Raw genomic sequence first — 14,430 nt, 5'->3', positions numbered from 1 at the left:
GATCCCGATGGAGCAACCCTGCCGCCCGACCGCCCGCACTATGCCTCACCAGCGGAAATACGCCGATCACGTCCGATAAGACAACGGCTTCTAACACCAACCACACGCCACCAACAAACAGCCTCGACCAGGCACAACCAGCCAGAACCCGACGAACCATCAGTGCCGACACTTCCCAGAGACACCAACCCCGCCGATCGCAGCCCGGGGTTCGCGTTCTCGTGCGACGCGCAGCGCTGCTCGTTCGGCTTGTGGGTCGTGGGATCGGGGGCGTGGCACACCTGGGGGTGGCCCGGGGAGTCGATCCTGCGGAGGGCGGCGTCCGGCTCGGCGTGCCGGTGTCCTCGGCAACCGGTTCGGGCGTCCCTCCGGTGCGCCCGGCGGGGCCGTGCTCCCTAGCGCCGCGTCGACCAGCAGTAGCTCGACCGGCATCAGGTCGCCCTGGTGGCCACAGCAGCAGTCGCAGGAGCGGATGTGCCGGGCAATGCGTTTGCGCCACAGCGGGGTCGAGGCGCCGTCCCGGTCCGCGGTGGCGGCGGCGAGGTCGAGGCAGCCTGGCTGTGCGGCCAGGGCGCGGACGACGGCGCGGCCGGTGGTGAGGCGGGCCTTTAGCCGGTGGATGCGGACGCCGACGTGGTAAATCGAGATCTGCAAGGCCCGGGCGACGTCGGGTCGGGTCAGTTCGCCGTTGTTCTCCCGCTGCCAAAGGTCGAGTAGGTAACGGTCTTCGTGGTCCAGCCAGCGGGTGGCCTCGGCAAACTCGCGGCGGGCGTCGAGCAGGCACAGGCGCAGGATGGTGACTTCGACGAAGTCGGCGTCGGGGTCCGGAACGCGGTCGTCCGGCCTAACCGGGGTGGTTGCCTGCTGCTGCCAGCGGCTCCAGCGGCGGCGGACCTCGTTCTTGGCCACGGCCACGAGCCAGGACTGGAAGGACGAGGGGTCACGGAGGGTGTCCAGTCGGTCGACGACGCGGACCATGGTCTCCTGGACCACGTCGTCCACGTCCGCGTGTCCGTCCAGCTCCCGGCCGATCAGTTTGTAGACCAGCGGGAGGAAGGCGGCCGTGATCCGGTCGAGAGCCGCCTCGTCACCGGCCTGTGCGGCGGCGACATCGGCCGCCGTGGTCACGCGATCGGGACTCATACTCAGCTCCTCGTTCTCGGCACCCTGCGGGGGCCCGGGCGGCTGTCGGCGGGCCACGCCTGCCGGGGTGCCCGCGGTCCGTGCCCGGGAGGTCCGGGGCACGGCCCGCAAGGGTGCCGGGGGTCAACTGCAGGTGAGCTGGGGGTTGGCCCAGTCGGCGTGGTCGTAGTTGATGTCGTCGCCGCCGTTGGTGACGACCAGGCGCAGCTGCTTGCCGCCGGTGAGGTCGGCGGTGAGGTGTTGGACGGGCGAGCTACTGGTGAGGGTGCCGCTGTCGGTGACCTTGGTGGTGTTGCGGTAGATCTCGAGCTCACCGTGCCCTTGCCACGGGTCTCGTTGTCGCGGCCGACGTCCACGGTGAGGGTCTTGCAGGTGCCCGCGAGGTTGTGGGTGATGGTGCTGGTGGCGTGGGTGCCGACGCCCTTGGCGTAGGTGGTGCCGCGGATGGTGAGGGTGCGGCTGTCACCGGCGGCCTGTTCGCCGTTGCTCTTCTCGGCGGGGTCCCAGCCGCTGGTGGCGGCGGTCCAGGCCGAGTCGGTGAGCGAGCTGGTGTGGCCGGGCGGGGTGGTCGGCGGCACGGGTGGAACCGGGGTTCCGTGCCGGTGCCTGCCGGCGGACACTCGTGAGAAAGGGCCGGTCGTTGACTCTCCGTCGTTGGTCTGTGCTCCTCAAACCGGCCGGCGGGCGGGCCTGGCGGGCCCGGCCTGCGACCGATGTGCCTGATCGTAGGAGGGGTTCAGCCCGTAGCTCGCCGTGAACAGCAGCCGCTAACGGAGTCCTAAGGTTGCGCTGACTTTAGAGGATGAAGACCTCCCCGAACGTTCCCGCCGCCACGCAGGGCATCGACGTCGGGAAGAAGATCGTGGGCAGGAAGCGCAACATCGTCACCGACACGATCGGCCTGCTTGCTGGTGGTGCTGGTCACCGCCGCGAGCGTGCAGGACGGCACCGCCGGCCGCCACCTGCTGACCGCGGTCGCCGTAGACCATCCCGGCGTCCGCAAGGCCTGGGCCGACATGGGCTCAGGACCGGCCGCTTCTCCTCCAGCAGCACCACCGCGCTGCCCAACGGATCTCCTCAGTACGTCAGGGAGACCGTCTACGCCTACTTCGCCCGCTGGCAGAAGGAGGGCGTGTTCGAGCAGCTCAACGGCCTTCTCCGACGCCTGGTCCGCGCCGCCGAAGGCCGTGACCGGAGCCGACCGCGTGCATCATCGACTCCCACGGCCTCTGCGGACGGCTCGGGTGCGGGGAGGGGTGGCGGGCGGTGACGCCGGTGGAGCGGCCGAGGGGTGTCAGAACTGGTACGCGCCGAGGTCGCGGACCGTGGCCGCGAGGGCGCGGATCGGTTCGTTCTCGGCGTCGCTCCGCCAGACGAGGGCGTAGGTGAGGGTGGCGAGGTCGGGGACCGGGATCCAGCGGATGTTGGGCATGCCCCAGTGGCGGGTGACGTGACTGGGGAAGCCGTGGATGATCTCGCCCATGCCGACCCGGTTGATGAGGTCCTCCGCGTTGGTCACCTGCGAGCCTCGTTCGATGGTCCGGCCGCGGGTGGTATGGAACGGCAGGTAGCTCTCTTCCCAGTAGTCGGGGATGGAGGGCGGCATGGGGTGCTGGAAGTCGGCGAACATTTCGAGATGCGCCGAGGTCCGCTCGGCGAGCTCGTGGTCGGCGGCGACGGCGAGGATGCGGGGGTCGGTCATCAGGGCCGGGCCGACGGTGAGGTCGGGCTCCTCCACGGGCAGCCAGACGACGAGGACGTCAAGCTCGCCGTTGCGGAGCCGGCCGAACGGGTCCGGGTACACCAGTTGGCGGACCTCCAGCTCCCACTGCGGGTTCCGAGACCGGAACTCCTTCCAGTACACGTGCAGGTCGACGACGTTGAACGGCATCATGCCGACCCGGAGCCGGCCGGTGACGCCGCGGGCGGCGAGCCGGGCCCGCTCGAGGGACTCGTGCAGGCCCGCGTAGACCGGCTGCAGGTCGTCGCGCAGCTGGCGGCCGACGTCGGTCAGCCGCACGGTGCGGCTGGTGCGGTCGAACAGCGCGGCGCCCAGACGGCGTTCCTGCTTCTTGATGACCTGGCTGACCCGGGCCTGGGAGACCCTGAGGCGCTCGGCGGTCCGGCCGAAGTGCAACTCCTCGGCCAGCACCAGGAAGATCTCGATGTCCCGCAGTTCCATGACGCCCCCGTGGTCCTCCCGACGTCCCCCACGGTCGTCGAGCCGCAGAAGTATATGCGGGCGGCTCTGCAGGGATGACAGGATGTTGCAGCGTCAGGTGGTGGAGCAGCCGGTGGTGGGGCGGTGGACGAGTCCGCGTGAACGGGGTTTAGGAGGATGCCGACTGCTGCGGCGCGGTGGCGTCAGGGAGCGACGAGCGCCTTCAGCCGCCGGGCGGCCTCGTCGATCGCGGCGGCGACGAGGCCGGCGTCACGGGTGAGGATCCGTGCGGGGTGGCCAGTGGTGGTGGCGACGACGGTGACCTGGGGGTTGCCGGCCGCGGCCTGTTCGGCTGCGGTGTGGATCCGGCGTGTGCGCTCCGGTGGCGCGTCCGAATGCGGGCCGCCGGCCAGGAGGAACACGGTCGGGCAGCTCAGGGCCGCGAAGTCCGCGCCGAGTTGGGCGTTGACCTGGTCAGTCGCGAGGGCGATCTGCACCCTCAGCCGTAGGGACGTCGCGCCGGGGCCGCCGAGCAGGGCCCGGGCGCGGGTAAGCCGAAGCGGCCGTGGTACGGCTCGGCACTGCCGGCCGCGTCGAGCAGGGCGACCGGGTGGGCGCCGTCGACGAGGACCAGGCCGCCTACCAGCTGTGGCTGCTCCGCCGCATAGCAAACCGCGATCGTCGCGCCCCGGGACCAACCAACCAGGATCGGCCAGCGCAGCGCCGTTGCCTCGATCACCCGGTCGACGTCGTCGATGGCCTCGCGCACCCAGCGGTCGGCGCGGACCCCGGATCCGCGGCTAGGGCGGTCGTCGAACCTGACGGTGCGGTACCTGCCGCCGAACCGGCTGATCACGCGGTCCCACTGCTGCCGGGTGGACAACCCGCCGTTCAGGAAGAGCAGCGGGGGTCCGTCGCCGAAGGAGTCGACTCCGTGCAGGCGGGTGTCGAATGCCTCGACCGTGAACTCTCGGGACATGCGGGCGAGCCTTTCGGGTCTCGGGCGGACCGGCGGGGCCCGTGCGGTGCCGGCGGTGCGGTGGCAGTCAGCCGATGGACGGATCGACTTCCGGGGCCGTCGTGTCCTGGGCGACGGCGGTGAGCCACCGGCCGTCGGTCCTGGTCATGACGTGGAGGTCGGCGCCCGGCGCGGCTCCGGGATGCGCGGCCACCGGCGACGCCCAGCGGCAGGCGACCTCGCTGGGCTTGCGGCACCTGCTCCGCTTCCGTCCGTCCCGGCCGCGGTGCAGCAGGGCGTCGAGCGGCTCGCCGTCGCGGGTGACCGGCCGGTGCCGGATCATGACCGCGGCAACGTCGGGGCGGAGGAAGTGGATGTACTCCATCTCGACGGCCGAGGTGAGCGGCTGTACGGCCGTCTCTGGCAGGACGCGGCGGGCGAAGTCGCCGATCTCGTCGATGCCGGACAGCGCGGTGCCGTACGGGGTCGAGCAGAGCGCGTCGCGCCGGAAGAGCTCCAGGAACGCGTCAGGCAGCGCGTTCTGCCGGGCGTGTTCGAATCTGGCGACCAGCGCGACGATGGCCTCCACGTCCTCCTGGACGATGTCCGGGCCGGCGCCCTGTGGCGTCATGAAGGTTCCTCAGTTGTCGGCCGGTGTCCGGGAGCGCCCCGGCCGTGGAAGGGCAGGGGGAATGCCGCGGATGGTCGGGGCTGTCCTGGCCGCACGCCGCCCTTCGCGGTTGTCGGGTTCACGGTGTGGTGATCGGCGCGTGCTCGCCACGTCGGGAGGGCGGACGTTGACGCGGCGAGCGCGGTGCGGGAGCCGGTATGGGGGACGGTGCCCGGAGCCGGGGCGTGGGATGGGCCGGGGCGTGTCAGGGCGTTGTGTCGCGGGTGAGCCGGACCGTGACCGCTGTCAGCAGGGCGACGGCTGCGCCGGTCCAGGGGGCGGCAGTGAGGGTGGCGGCGTCGACGACCAGGCCGCCGAGCAGGGCGCCGAGCGCGATGGCGAGGTTGTACACCGCGGTGTTGAGAGCCGTGGCGGCTTCGGCGTCGCGGGGTGCGGAGCGGAGGATCCAGGTCTGGACGGTCACCGGGACTCCGCCGAAGGCCAGTCCCCAGCCGATCAGCAGGGCGGTCCCGCCGACGGGACCGGTGCCGGCGAGGGGAAAGAACGCCAGGATCAGGGCGAGGATGGACGCGATGACCGTCACTGTGCGGCGGACGTCGCGCCCCGCCACCGCGCCGGCGAGGAAGTTGCCGAGGATGCCGGCGGCGCCGAACACGAGCAGGAGCGGGCCGACCGTGGCCGGGCTGATCCCGGAGACCTCCTGCAGGACGGGGCTGACGAAGGTGAAGGCTGCGAAGTGGCCGCTGACCAGCAGGAAGGTGGTGAGCACTCCAGTGCGGACGGCGCGGTTCCGCAGCTGCGCGGCGAGGGTGCGCAGCCGGACCGGTTCGCCGGCGGGAAGGGACGGCAGCAGGACGAGGAGGCCGGCGACGACGAGCAGGCCGAGGCCGCCGACGGTGGCGAACGCGGTGCGCCAGCTGCTGAACCCCCCGATCAGGGTTCCGGCGGGCACGCCCAGGACATTGGCTGCCGTGGCGCCGCCGAAGGTGATGGCGGTGGCCCGGCCCACGTACGCGGCGGGCACCATGCGCACGGCGATGCCGGCTGCGAGCGCCCAGAAGCCGCCGATGCTGATCCCGATGAGGAGGCGTGAGGCGAGCAGGACGGCGAAGTCGGTGGCGAGGACGGACACCAGGTTCGCGGCGGCCATCAGCGCCATTAGAGAGATCAGGACGATGCGCCGGTCCGCGCGTCGGACGAGTACGGGCAGCAGCGGCGCGGTGGCGGAGGCGACGAGACCGGGGACGGTCACCATCAGGCCGGCGGTTCCTTCGGTGATGTCGAACGCGCCGCTGATGGGGCTGAGCAGTCCCATCGGCAGCTGCTCGGCGGTCACCATGGCGAAGGTGCCCACGGCCACGGCCGCGAGGGCGAACCAGCTGCGCAGCGGCACGGAGGCCGAGGGGCTGGGCCGGGATGTGGGTGGAAGGCCAACGGCTGCTTGCTGGAGGGCCTCGGAGGCGGGCATGCGGGACTCCTTGCGGTGTGCGGTGCGACTGGTGCGAGGGAACGTGGATCCGGCCGGCGGGCTGCACCGGCGGGCGTCGGTGATGCGGGGCTCAGGTCAGGAGGGCGGGGGCGGCGCCACGGGTGCCCCAGAGGTCGAGCCGTGCGAACGCAGGTTGCCAGTGATGCGTGTACGTGTGCCGCGCGGACTGCGGGAGGAGCTGGGCCAGCACGGAGGTGACGGTCCGGTCGTCGACGCCGTCAAGGAGCCATGGCATGAGCTGAGGCGCGGCCGACCCGATCCGGTGGGCGTGGGCGCGTGTGAAGTCGTTCCACTGGTCCTGGGTCAGGAGCGCCTGAACCAACGGGAGAACGGCGCTCTCCTCGTGGTCGAGGTGTCTGTCAAGGCCGGTGACGAGGGAGTCGGTGAGGTCGGCGAGAAGGCCGGGTCTGGCCTCGGGGTCGGTCCGCACCGCGATGATCGACTCTACGAGGGCGGAGATGGCCAAGTGTTCGGCCTCGATCGCCTCGACGCGGGTCAGATCGAGAGGGCGACCGGCCAGGGCACGGCGCAGTGGCGGCCACAATGCGTCGTCCTCGGCGCTTTGGTGGACGCGCAGGGCGGTGACCAACAGGTGCCACCCCGGGGTCGACAGCGGGTCGGGCCGGACGGCGGGGCGGTGGTGAGCGCCGGCATGGGCGAGGTGGCGCAGCCCCCTTCGCAGTGCGCTGTGCACCGCGTGGGTGACGGTCATGTCGAGCCTGTCGCTCACCTTGGTCCTACTCCTGGTACCGATGGGAGGGTGGGCCCGTGTCGAGTGGCGACGGCATCGCCGTTCCGGGCATGCATCAGCCTCTTCCGTGCCGCTGAGGCGATCAACGCCGAAGTGGCGACCGAGCCATAACCCGGCGGTTATCGCTGTACGAGGCCGGGGTTGCCGGTAGCCGGTGGGCAGGGGCGATTGCACCGTGCATCGGGCTCCACGCCCTCCTGCGGTCGCGCCAGCCGTCGACCTCGCGCCCGGGAGAACCTCGTTGCGCAAGGAGTTGAGGAAGGTGCCGTCGGTCAAGGTGTTGCTGCTACGGGCGGCTCGATGCTGTCGCCCTCGAGACACAGGCCGCTGCCGTCTGGACGCCGAAGGTCAAAACGCCGGAGTCGTGGACAGTGCGGGCGAGGGTTCGGACGAGGAGTTCTCGGCGTCGCTGGCCCATGTCGGGGATGGGAACGAAGCGGATGTGCGGCATGGACCGCTAAGGCGTGACGTGCGCGGACAAGGGGTTGATGATCTCGCCGGTGGCGACCAGGTGGATCAGTTCCATTGGTGACCTCCTCGACGCGTTCGATCGATCTCTCCCGGGCGTCGAGAACGACAAATAGCCGCCCTCCCGGTAGTCGAGCTGTCCGCCGGCACGGCGTGGGCGCAGTCGCCCAGCACCTCGAACGGAACGGCGGGCCGCTCGGCTGGTTTGTGGCGGGCGACCTCCAGCACCCGGGGCCGCGCAGGAGAACGCATCCAACGGCGAGGCCGGGCTCGTCCGCCGCAGCCGGGCCAGAAGGACGTCCATGTCGCCGGGGTGCGTTCGAGGCTGTCGCACAGCCTCGAAGCTCCGTATCGCTGCCGACCGAGCGGGGTGAAGCGGATCTGGCGGCGGTTGGAGCGGTCGGACAGCAAGCCACCTGTTCGACGCTCCTGACGGCCGATCACCCGACTTGCGTGCCTGCGTGAGGTGCAGCCGGGCAGCGGCCCGCCGAAGTGCAGTCCTCCGCCAGCGTCAGAAAGTTTCGATGTCGTGGCCTTTCGTCCGCTGCTGGCCCGTGTCATAAGCCTGGGTTATCGGATCTTACTGATCTTGGCGTTGATGGGGCACAGCGGGGAGTCGGAGGATCGACCGCGGGCCATCCGGTACCACGTCATCAAAGTCATCGGACACAGGAGTACTGCGCATGCACCCCTCAGCCGACACCGCCAGCCGGGTCTGGTTCGTCACCGGTGCCAGCCGCGGCCTCGGCCGCGCCTTTGCCCAGGCAGCACTGACGGCCGGCGACCGGGTGGTGGTGGCCGCCCGCACCACGGCCCCGCTGGAGGAGCTCGCGGCCGCCCACCCCGGGCGGGTCCTGCCCCTGGGGCTGGACGTGACCGACCGCGACGCGGTGTTCGCCGCCGTCGCCGAGGCGGTCGGCCACTTCGGCCGGCTCGACATCGTCGTCAACAACGCCGGGATGCTGTCGATGGGCATGGTCGAGGAGTTCACCGAGGCCGAGGCCCGCGCCCAACTGGACCTCAACTTCTTCGGCGCGCTCTGGGTCAGCCAGGCCGTCATGCCCGTCCTGCGCACGCAGGGCTCCGGCCACCTCGTGCAGGTCTCCAGCATCGCCGCCCTGGGCGGTTTCCCCAGCACCGGTCTCTACAGCGCCAGCAAGTTCGCCCTGGAAGGCCTCAGCGAAGCCCTCGCCATGGAGGCCGCCGCCTTCGGGGCCAAGGTGAGCATCCTCCAGCCCGGCGGCTACTGGACCGACCTCTACACCGCCATGCACGGCACCAGCCCCCTGGAGGCGTACTCGCCGCTACGGGAGAAGCTGGCAGAGCAGTTCGCCGAAGGCTCGATCGACAGCGATCCCAAGCTCGCCGCGGCCGCGCTGCTCACCCTGGTCGACAGCGACGAGCCGCCGCTGCGCCTCCTCCTCGGCAGCACGGTCTACGACCTCGCGTTCGACATCGCCCGCACCCGCATGGCCACCTGGGCGGCATGGGAGCAGGTCAGCCGCGCCGCCGAGCACGCCATCCCGGCACCCGCCGCGGCGGGCGAGGACGCGGGGAGCCGCCCCCAGCAGGCCGACGAGCGGTAGACCGTTCGTCCGGCATCCCGCAACCCTCTCAACTCATCGAGAAACAAAGGAGATTGGACATGAAGATACTCGTGCTGGGCTCGACCGGCTACATCGGATCGGCCGTGGTGCGGCGGCTCGAGGCGGAGGGCCACCAGGTGGTCCACCTCGCGAAGGACGCGGGCCGGCTGCCCGCCGGGGCGACGGCGCTCATCGGCGACCTGGCCGATCCGGCCTCGCTGCGGGCGGCCGTCACCGATGACATCGACGCTGTGGTCAACCTCGCCACGCCGACCGGCGACGAGGCGGTGGACGCGGCGGCCGTGGACGCGCTGGCCGAGCGGCTGCGCGGCACCGGACGGGCCTTCTTGTACACCAGCGGCGTCTGGGTGCTCGGCGCCACCGGCGACGCGTCCCTCGACGAGGACGCGCCGACCAACGCCATCGCCATGGTCGACTACCGCCCGCGGATCGAGCAGCGCGTGCTGGCCGCCGCCGGGGACGACCTGCGCGCCGTCGTCGTGCGGCCCGGCATCGTGTACGGCCACGGCGGCGGCATACCCGGCCTGATGACCGGCTGGGCACGCGAGCAGGGCACCGGCCGGTACGTCGGCTCGGCCGCGACCCGCTGGCCGATGGTGCACGTGGACGACCTCGCCGAACTCTTCGTGCTGGCGGTGACCAAGGCCCACGCGGGCAGCGTGCTGCACGGCGTGGCGCACGAAGCGGTGCCGGTCGCGGCACTCGCCGCAGCCGCCGACATCGCCGCGGGCGGTACCGGCCGGGCCGAGCCCTGGCCGGTGGACCAGGCCGCCGAGGCCGTGGGCGGCCCGTTCACCGAGGCCCTGGGCCTGAACCAGGTGGTCTCCGGACAACGCACCGCCGCCGAACTCGGCTGGCGGCCCAGCCGCCCGTACGTCCTCACCGAGCTGGCCGGAGGCGACCGTGGCTGACCTCACCGGCACCCCGCTGCCCGTCTGCCGCACCTGCGGCACCCAGTACGCCGCCCCGCGCCCCGACTGCCCGGTCTGCCTGGACGAGCGCCAGTACGTCGGACGCGACGGCCAGCAGTGGACCAGCCTGGCCGAGCTGCGCGCCGACGGCCACCGGGGCCGCCTCGAGGAACAGGGCCCGGACGTCCTCGGCATCGGCAGCACGCCCGAGTTCGCCATCGGCCAGCGCGCCCTGCTGCTGCGCACCGCCGCCGGCAACGTGCTGTGGGACTGCGTGCCCTATCTCGACGACGCGGTCATCGACGAAGTGCGGGAGCTCGGCGGCATCACCGCGATCGCCATCAGCCACCCGCACTTCTACTCCGCCATGGTCGACTGGGCGCACGCCTTCGACGCGCCCGTGCACCTGCACGAGGCCGACCGGCGGTGGATCGGCCGCACCGACCCCGCCCTGCACTTCTGGAGCGGGCGGACCCACCGCCTGACCGACGAGCTGACGCTGATCAACCCGGGCGTCCACTTCCCGGGCAGCACGGTCATGCACTGGAACGCCGGCCAGGGCGCACTCTTCACCGGCGACATCGTCAACGTAGGCCCGGACCCCCGGTGGGTCAGCATCATGTACAGCTACGCCAACCACGTCCCCGAGCGCCCCGACGCCGTCCGCGCCGCCGGCGAACTGCTCGGCGGCTACCGCTTCGACCGGATCTACGGTGCCTGGTGGGGCCGTGTGGTCACCGCCGACGGCAACGAGGTGCTCGCCCGCTCGGTCGACCGCTACCTGCGCTTCGAACAGGGACGGCCGATCGAAAGCGGCTGACGTCAGGGGCGGACGGTGCGTGGCCGGTGATGGCGGCGCCCGGAGCGGTGACCTGGGTGCGGAGGGCGGTTGGCGGGTGGTGACGACCCGACATCGGTGACCAGTTCCACGATCGGGTCGTCGCCGCTTGCACGGGTCGACACCACCGTGACGCCAGGCCCGCGCGGTGCTCTCCGCCGCCAAGAGCACGGAGAGCCCCGCGGGCAGCCCCGGCACGCCGCGGTCGGCCACGCCGACCAAGCCGGCCCACCAGAATCCCACCCCGCTCCAAACCTCGCCATGGGACGTCTCAGGGCCGGCCGGCGGCGACCGCGCGCTTCGAGGCCCACACCGTCCAACCGACGGCGGAGAGCAGCAGCACACCGGGGACGATCCCGGCGACCGCCGCGACGGCGGCGTGCGGAGCGTCCGCCCGGACCATTGCCAGTCCGGCCGCACCGCAGGCGGTCAGCCCGGCGGCCAGGACGTGGACCGAGGGCATCCGCCAGACGACCGCGAGGCCGAAGAAGTGAAACCCGACCACCAGGGCGATCCAGCCGATCGCCGCCTGCGGCACGTGCAGTACCCGGGCCAGGACGAACAGGCCGCCCAGTCCGACGAGCACCTCGGCACCGACCACAAGGCGGTACCCGCGCCCGAACGTGGCACCCGTCGCACCGTCGGTCCCCGTACCGTCAGTCGCCGCGCGATCAGCGGCCGCACCGTCGCGCCGCATAGCGGTGAACAGCCGCAGGAACACGATGATCGCTAGGACGCGCAGGGGGATCGCCGCGGCCGTCGGGAGGGCCCCGGCGTTCGCCAGGACGAAGACGAGTCCGAAGATGGCGCCGATGAGGCGGCCAGACTGGTTCGTGTGCACGGCGCAGCGTCTCATCAAAGATGATCATTATGCAAAGCGCCGGACGCGCTGCGTGGCGGCACACCAGAGCGCAGGCGGCGCCGACCGCCGTGTACGGAACACGGAAACGCAGACGGCGAGAGCCGCGGGGTCAGCACTCGAGCGGCCGCTGGCGGCGGTGCGGGGGTTGCTCACGCACGCGGTGTCGCTCGGGGAGGCGCCACGCCCTGGCCGCTGTGCTCGCGCTGAGCGCGTGTGCCGTACTGACCGGAGCCACCTCGCTGCTGGCGGTCGGCGAGTGGATCGCCGGCGCCCCGACCTGCGTGCTCGAACGCCTCGGTATCCGTCGTGATCCGCTGCTGCCTGGGCGGCTGGTGCCCGCGGAATCGACGGTGCGCCGACTGCTGGCCCGCGTCGACGGCGACGCACTGGATCGAGCAGTCGGCCGCTGGCTGGCTGACCGCCGCACGAAGGCGGCCGGCGCCACTGGTCTGCGCGGAGTGTCGGTGGATGGCAGCGCGCCGCCGCCAAGGCAACCAGCCGCAAGATCCACCTGCTCGCCGCCGTCCCGGCCGGCGCCGCCCGCATCGAGGACCTGGAGCAGCGCGGACCTGCCGCGCCGATCTGGCACCCGCTCAGCAGTTGCGGGCGGCCGTGCGGCTGGACGGAGCGATAGGCCGAACCGGTAACCGACCGACGCTGTGCGGCGTGGTCCGGGCCGGACGGCAGCGGCACCTGCGGATTCCACGCGCCCGGGGTCGTGACCTTCCGCATCCTTGATCTTTATCTATCCGGGAGCCGCCTGCGCTCTCGACACGACGCCATGGAAGGGCGGCAGCATATGCGCAAGACAATGCTCAGCACGTTGACAGTCATGATGGTGGCCGTTGCGGGGATGATGCCCGCTACGGCTGACGCGCAGGCCGCCAAGAGTCCGCTGCACCGCCAGGAGGCGGCGGTCACGCTCTCGTACGACCCGCCCGAGATCTCCGAGGAGGCGGATCACGTCACCTGGCACTGGACGGTGAAGAACACCAGCACTTCGCCGGTATCCAATGTCGTCCTCAGCCAGCACCTCGACCCGCCGCTGGCCGGCGTCAAGGCCAGTGACCCCTGCGAGGTGGCGGCAAAGGTGATCACATGTAGGTGGAAGTCCATCCCGGCGGGCGGGATCGAGGAGGGCAGGGTCGACGCCGACCTGCCCCCCGACCTGACTGGCACCATTCACATCAGCGGCCGGATCGCGTGGGAGCGCACGAGCGGCCCGGCCGCCTCCTAGAGTCCCGCAGTGGCACGCGGCGGACCTTCGGGGGTCCAGCCCCGGGTGCGGTGGTCAGTTGAGGTCGAAGTCGTCGGGGTCGAAGTCGAAGTCGTCGGCCGAGAGCTCGCTGTAGGGGCCTCCGTTGAAGTAGTCCGCGAGGGCCTGGCCGATCACCTGGCGCACGTCGTCCTCGTCCTCCGCTCGGGCCAGGGCCGCGGCCTGCTCGCCCGAAAGGTTGAGGTGGACGTCGCGGGCCCGGGCTGCTGGAGGTCAACGCGCTATACCGGCTCCGCGCGGCCCAGGGGATCCTCGGGCTGCGGAAGAAGTACGGCGACCAGCGGCTGGAGGCGGCCTGCACCAAGACCATCACGGTCGGCGACGCCTCCTACCGCACCATCAAGGGCATCCTGATCGCGGGCACCGAGACCGACCCCGAGCCGGAGACCGGCGACGCCGGGGCCGCGATGACGCCGAGGAGGCCGCTCGGTGAGCGTGATGGACACCGCCCTGCGCGAGTCGCTCAAGGCGCTTCGGCTGTCCGGGATGCTGGAGACCCTGGACGCGCGGCTGATCCAGGCCTATGGCGGCAAACTCGGCCACCTGGACTTCCTGCAGGTCCTCTGCCAGGACGAGATCACCCGCCGCACCGTCGCGTTCCAACGGCGCCTGCAGAAGGCGAAGTTCGAGCAGCAGGTCACGCTGGAGGAGTTCGACTTCGCCGCCTCCCCGAAGCTGCCCGCGGCCCAGATCCGCGACCTGGCCGCCCTGCGCTGGCTCCATGCCGGCGAGTCGGTGATCTTGTTCGGACCGGGCGTTATCGCCGGTTCGTTCGCGATATGAGCGTGTTGTTGCAGCTCAAGACGGTTCTTCGATCGATGGAGCGTGGTCAGCAGGGGCCGATGGTTCGAGCCTGTGGAACGGGGGCGCCCCCGCCGCGGCGGGCGAGTTCGCGTCGGAGGTCGAGGTTCTCGCCGTGGGCTTGTTCGAGTGCGTCTCGCAGTGCCTGTACTTCTTCTCGGTGCTGCTTCTTCAGACGAGTGATCTGACTGGTCAGAGCGAGGACGAGAGTGCTCTGCTCGTCAGCCGGAGGCGTCGGTGCGGGAACCGGCCGGGCTTGGGCCCGGAGTCGTTCAATGCGTCCTCGCAGGTCGGGGTGGTTATAGAGGAACGCGTGGGAGACGTGGGCCTCGCGTTGGACGGCCTGGAACGTGATCGACTCACCGCCCTGCGTTCCGCGTAATTCAGCGGCCTAGAGTCACGAATCTGGGGTCTGACCTGCGCGGACATGGGTGAGGGCGCCTGAGAGTCGTTTCTCTAGGCGCTGGTGTTCGTGCTGGTCAGCGGGGTGCGGGTTCGAGGGCGATGATCTGCTTCGGTGCGGGGATGCCGAGC

General features: G+C 71.2%; 14 protein-coding genes and 3 pseudogenes. 8 read left to right on the top strand and 9 right to left on the bottom strand.

Features of this window, described 5'->3' with window-relative positions:
* Positions 1-159: 159 nt before the first annotated feature.
* Positions 160-1,143, bottom strand: a complete 984-nt coding sequence (locus ACIBH3_RS35020; RefSeq protein WP_396316169.1) for an RNA polymerase sigma factor — start codon at positions 1,141-1,143, stop codon at positions 160-162.
* 123 nt (positions 1,144-1,266) lie between these two features.
* Positions 1,267-1,721 (bottom strand): annotated as a pseudogene (locus tag ACIBH3_RS35015) (NPCBM/NEW2 domain-containing protein).
* A 224-nt stretch (positions 1,722-1,945) separates the two neighbouring features.
* On the opposite strand from ACIBH3_RS35015, the pseudogene ACIBH3_RS35010 reads away from it, so the two are divergent.
* Both ACIBH3_RS35010 and ACIBH3_RS35005 read left to right on the top strand, forming a co-directional pair.
* A pseudogene (locus ACIBH3_RS35010) lies at positions 1,946-2,165 on the top strand (transposase); the annotation flags it as partial.
* Between the two features lie 68 nt (positions 2,166-2,233).
* Positions 2,234-2,373 (top strand): annotated as a pseudogene (locus ACIBH3_RS35005) (IS5/IS1182 family transposase); the annotation flags it as partial.
* Between the two features lie 64 nt (positions 2,374-2,437).
* On the opposite strand, the gene ACIBH3_RS35000 reads toward ACIBH3_RS35005, so the two are convergent.
* From ACIBH3_RS35000 to ACIBH3_RS34975, 6 genes are all read right to left on the bottom strand, one after another.
* Positions 2,438-3,325, bottom strand: a complete 888-nt coding sequence (locus ACIBH3_RS35000; protein WP_396316168.1) for a LysR family transcriptional regulator — start codon at positions 3,323-3,325, stop codon at positions 2,438-2,440.
* A gap of 182 nt (positions 3,326-3,507) precedes the next feature.
* Positions 3,508-3,801, bottom strand: a complete 294-nt coding sequence (locus tag ACIBH3_RS34995) for a hypothetical protein (RefSeq protein WP_396316167.1) — start codon at positions 3,799-3,801, stop codon at positions 3,508-3,510.
* Between the two features lie 2 nt (positions 3,802-3,803).
* Positions 3,804-4,283 (bottom strand): alpha/beta fold hydrolase, encoded by a 480-nt coding sequence (locus tag ACIBH3_RS34990; RefSeq protein WP_396316166.1) that lies wholly within the window; start codon positions 4,281-4,283, stop codon positions 3,804-3,806.
* Positions 4,284-4,350: 67 nt separating this feature from the next.
* Positions 4,351-4,893 (bottom strand): SgcJ/EcaC family oxidoreductase, encoded by a 543-nt coding sequence (locus tag ACIBH3_RS34985; protein ID WP_396316165.1) that lies wholly within the window; start codon positions 4,891-4,893, stop codon positions 4,351-4,353.
* Between the two features lie 244 nt (positions 4,894-5,137).
* The gene (locus ACIBH3_RS34980; protein WP_396316164.1) at positions 5,138-6,361 is read right to left on the bottom strand and encodes an MFS transporter; all 1,224 of its coding nucleotides are present in this window, start codon (positions 6,359-6,361) and stop codon (positions 5,138-5,140) included.
* Between the two features lie 91 nt (positions 6,362-6,452).
* Positions 6,453-7,112, bottom strand: a complete 660-nt coding sequence (locus tag ACIBH3_RS34975) for a hemerythrin domain-containing protein (protein ID WP_396316163.1) — start codon at positions 7,110-7,112, stop codon at positions 6,453-6,455.
* A 1,172-nt stretch (positions 7,113-8,284) separates the two neighbouring features.
* Between ACIBH3_RS34975 and ACIBH3_RS34970 the strand changes: the two genes are divergently transcribed.
* The 3 genes from ACIBH3_RS34970 to ACIBH3_RS34960 are packed head-to-tail and all read left to right on the top strand — an operon-like array spanning position 8,285 to position 10,939.
* Complete coding sequence (locus ACIBH3_RS34970; protein ID WP_396316162.1) at positions 8,285-9,187, top strand: SDR family NAD(P)-dependent oxidoreductase; 903 nt, start codon at positions 8,285-8,287, stop codon at positions 9,185-9,187.
* A gap of 59 nt (positions 9,188-9,246) precedes the next feature.
* Positions 9,247-10,119, top strand: coding sequence for an NAD-dependent epimerase/dehydratase family protein (locus tag ACIBH3_RS34965; protein WP_396316161.1), 873 nt, complete (start codon positions 9,247-9,249; stop codon positions 10,117-10,119).
* On the top strand, positions 10,112-10,939 hold the full coding sequence (locus ACIBH3_RS34960) for an MBL fold metallo-hydrolase (protein WP_396316160.1): 828 nt from the start codon (positions 10,112-10,114) through the stop codon (positions 10,937-10,939). Before ACIBH3_RS34965 ends, ACIBH3_RS34960 begins: the two co-directional genes overlap by 8 nt.
* Positions 10,940-11,228: 289 nt before the next feature.
* Here the strand turns inward: ACIBH3_RS34960 and ACIBH3_RS34955 are convergent, their stop codons facing one another.
* A complete protein-coding gene (locus ACIBH3_RS34955) occupies positions 11,229-11,798 on the bottom strand; it encodes a hypothetical protein (protein WP_396316159.1) in 570 nt (189 codons plus the stop codon).
* A 20-nt stretch (positions 11,799-11,818) separates the two neighbouring features.
* Between ACIBH3_RS34955 and ACIBH3_RS34950 the strand changes: the two genes are divergently transcribed.
* The 3 genes from ACIBH3_RS34950 to ACIBH3_RS34940 all read left to right on the top strand — a co-directional run bounded on the left by ACIBH3_RS34950 (position 11,819) and on the right by ACIBH3_RS34940 (position 13,878).
* The gene (locus ACIBH3_RS34950) at positions 11,819-12,466 is read left to right on the top strand and encodes a transposase family protein (protein ID WP_396316158.1); all 648 of its coding nucleotides are present in this window, start codon (positions 11,819-11,821) and stop codon (positions 12,464-12,466) included.
* A 71-nt stretch (positions 12,467-12,537) separates the two neighbouring features.
* Positions 12,538-13,056 carry a hypothetical protein gene (locus ACIBH3_RS34945; protein ID WP_396316157.1) on the top strand — a complete coding sequence of 173 codons (519 nt, stop codon included), beginning with the start codon at positions 12,538-12,540 and terminating at the stop codon, positions 13,054-13,056.
* Between the two features lie 477 nt (positions 13,057-13,533).
* The gene (locus tag ACIBH3_RS34940; RefSeq protein ID WP_396316170.1) at positions 13,534-13,878 is read left to right on the top strand and encodes an ATP-binding protein; all 345 of its coding nucleotides are present in this window, start codon (positions 13,534-13,536) and stop codon (positions 13,876-13,878) included.
* Positions 13,879-14,430: the final 552 nt, after the last annotated feature.

Source organism: Kitasatospora sp. NPDC050543 (assembly GCF_044457565.1).
Taxonomy (GTDB): domain Bacteria; phylum Actinomycetota; class Actinomycetes; order Streptomycetales; family Streptomycetaceae; genus Kitasatospora.
This window is presented reverse-complemented; position numbering and strand designations above follow the sequence as displayed.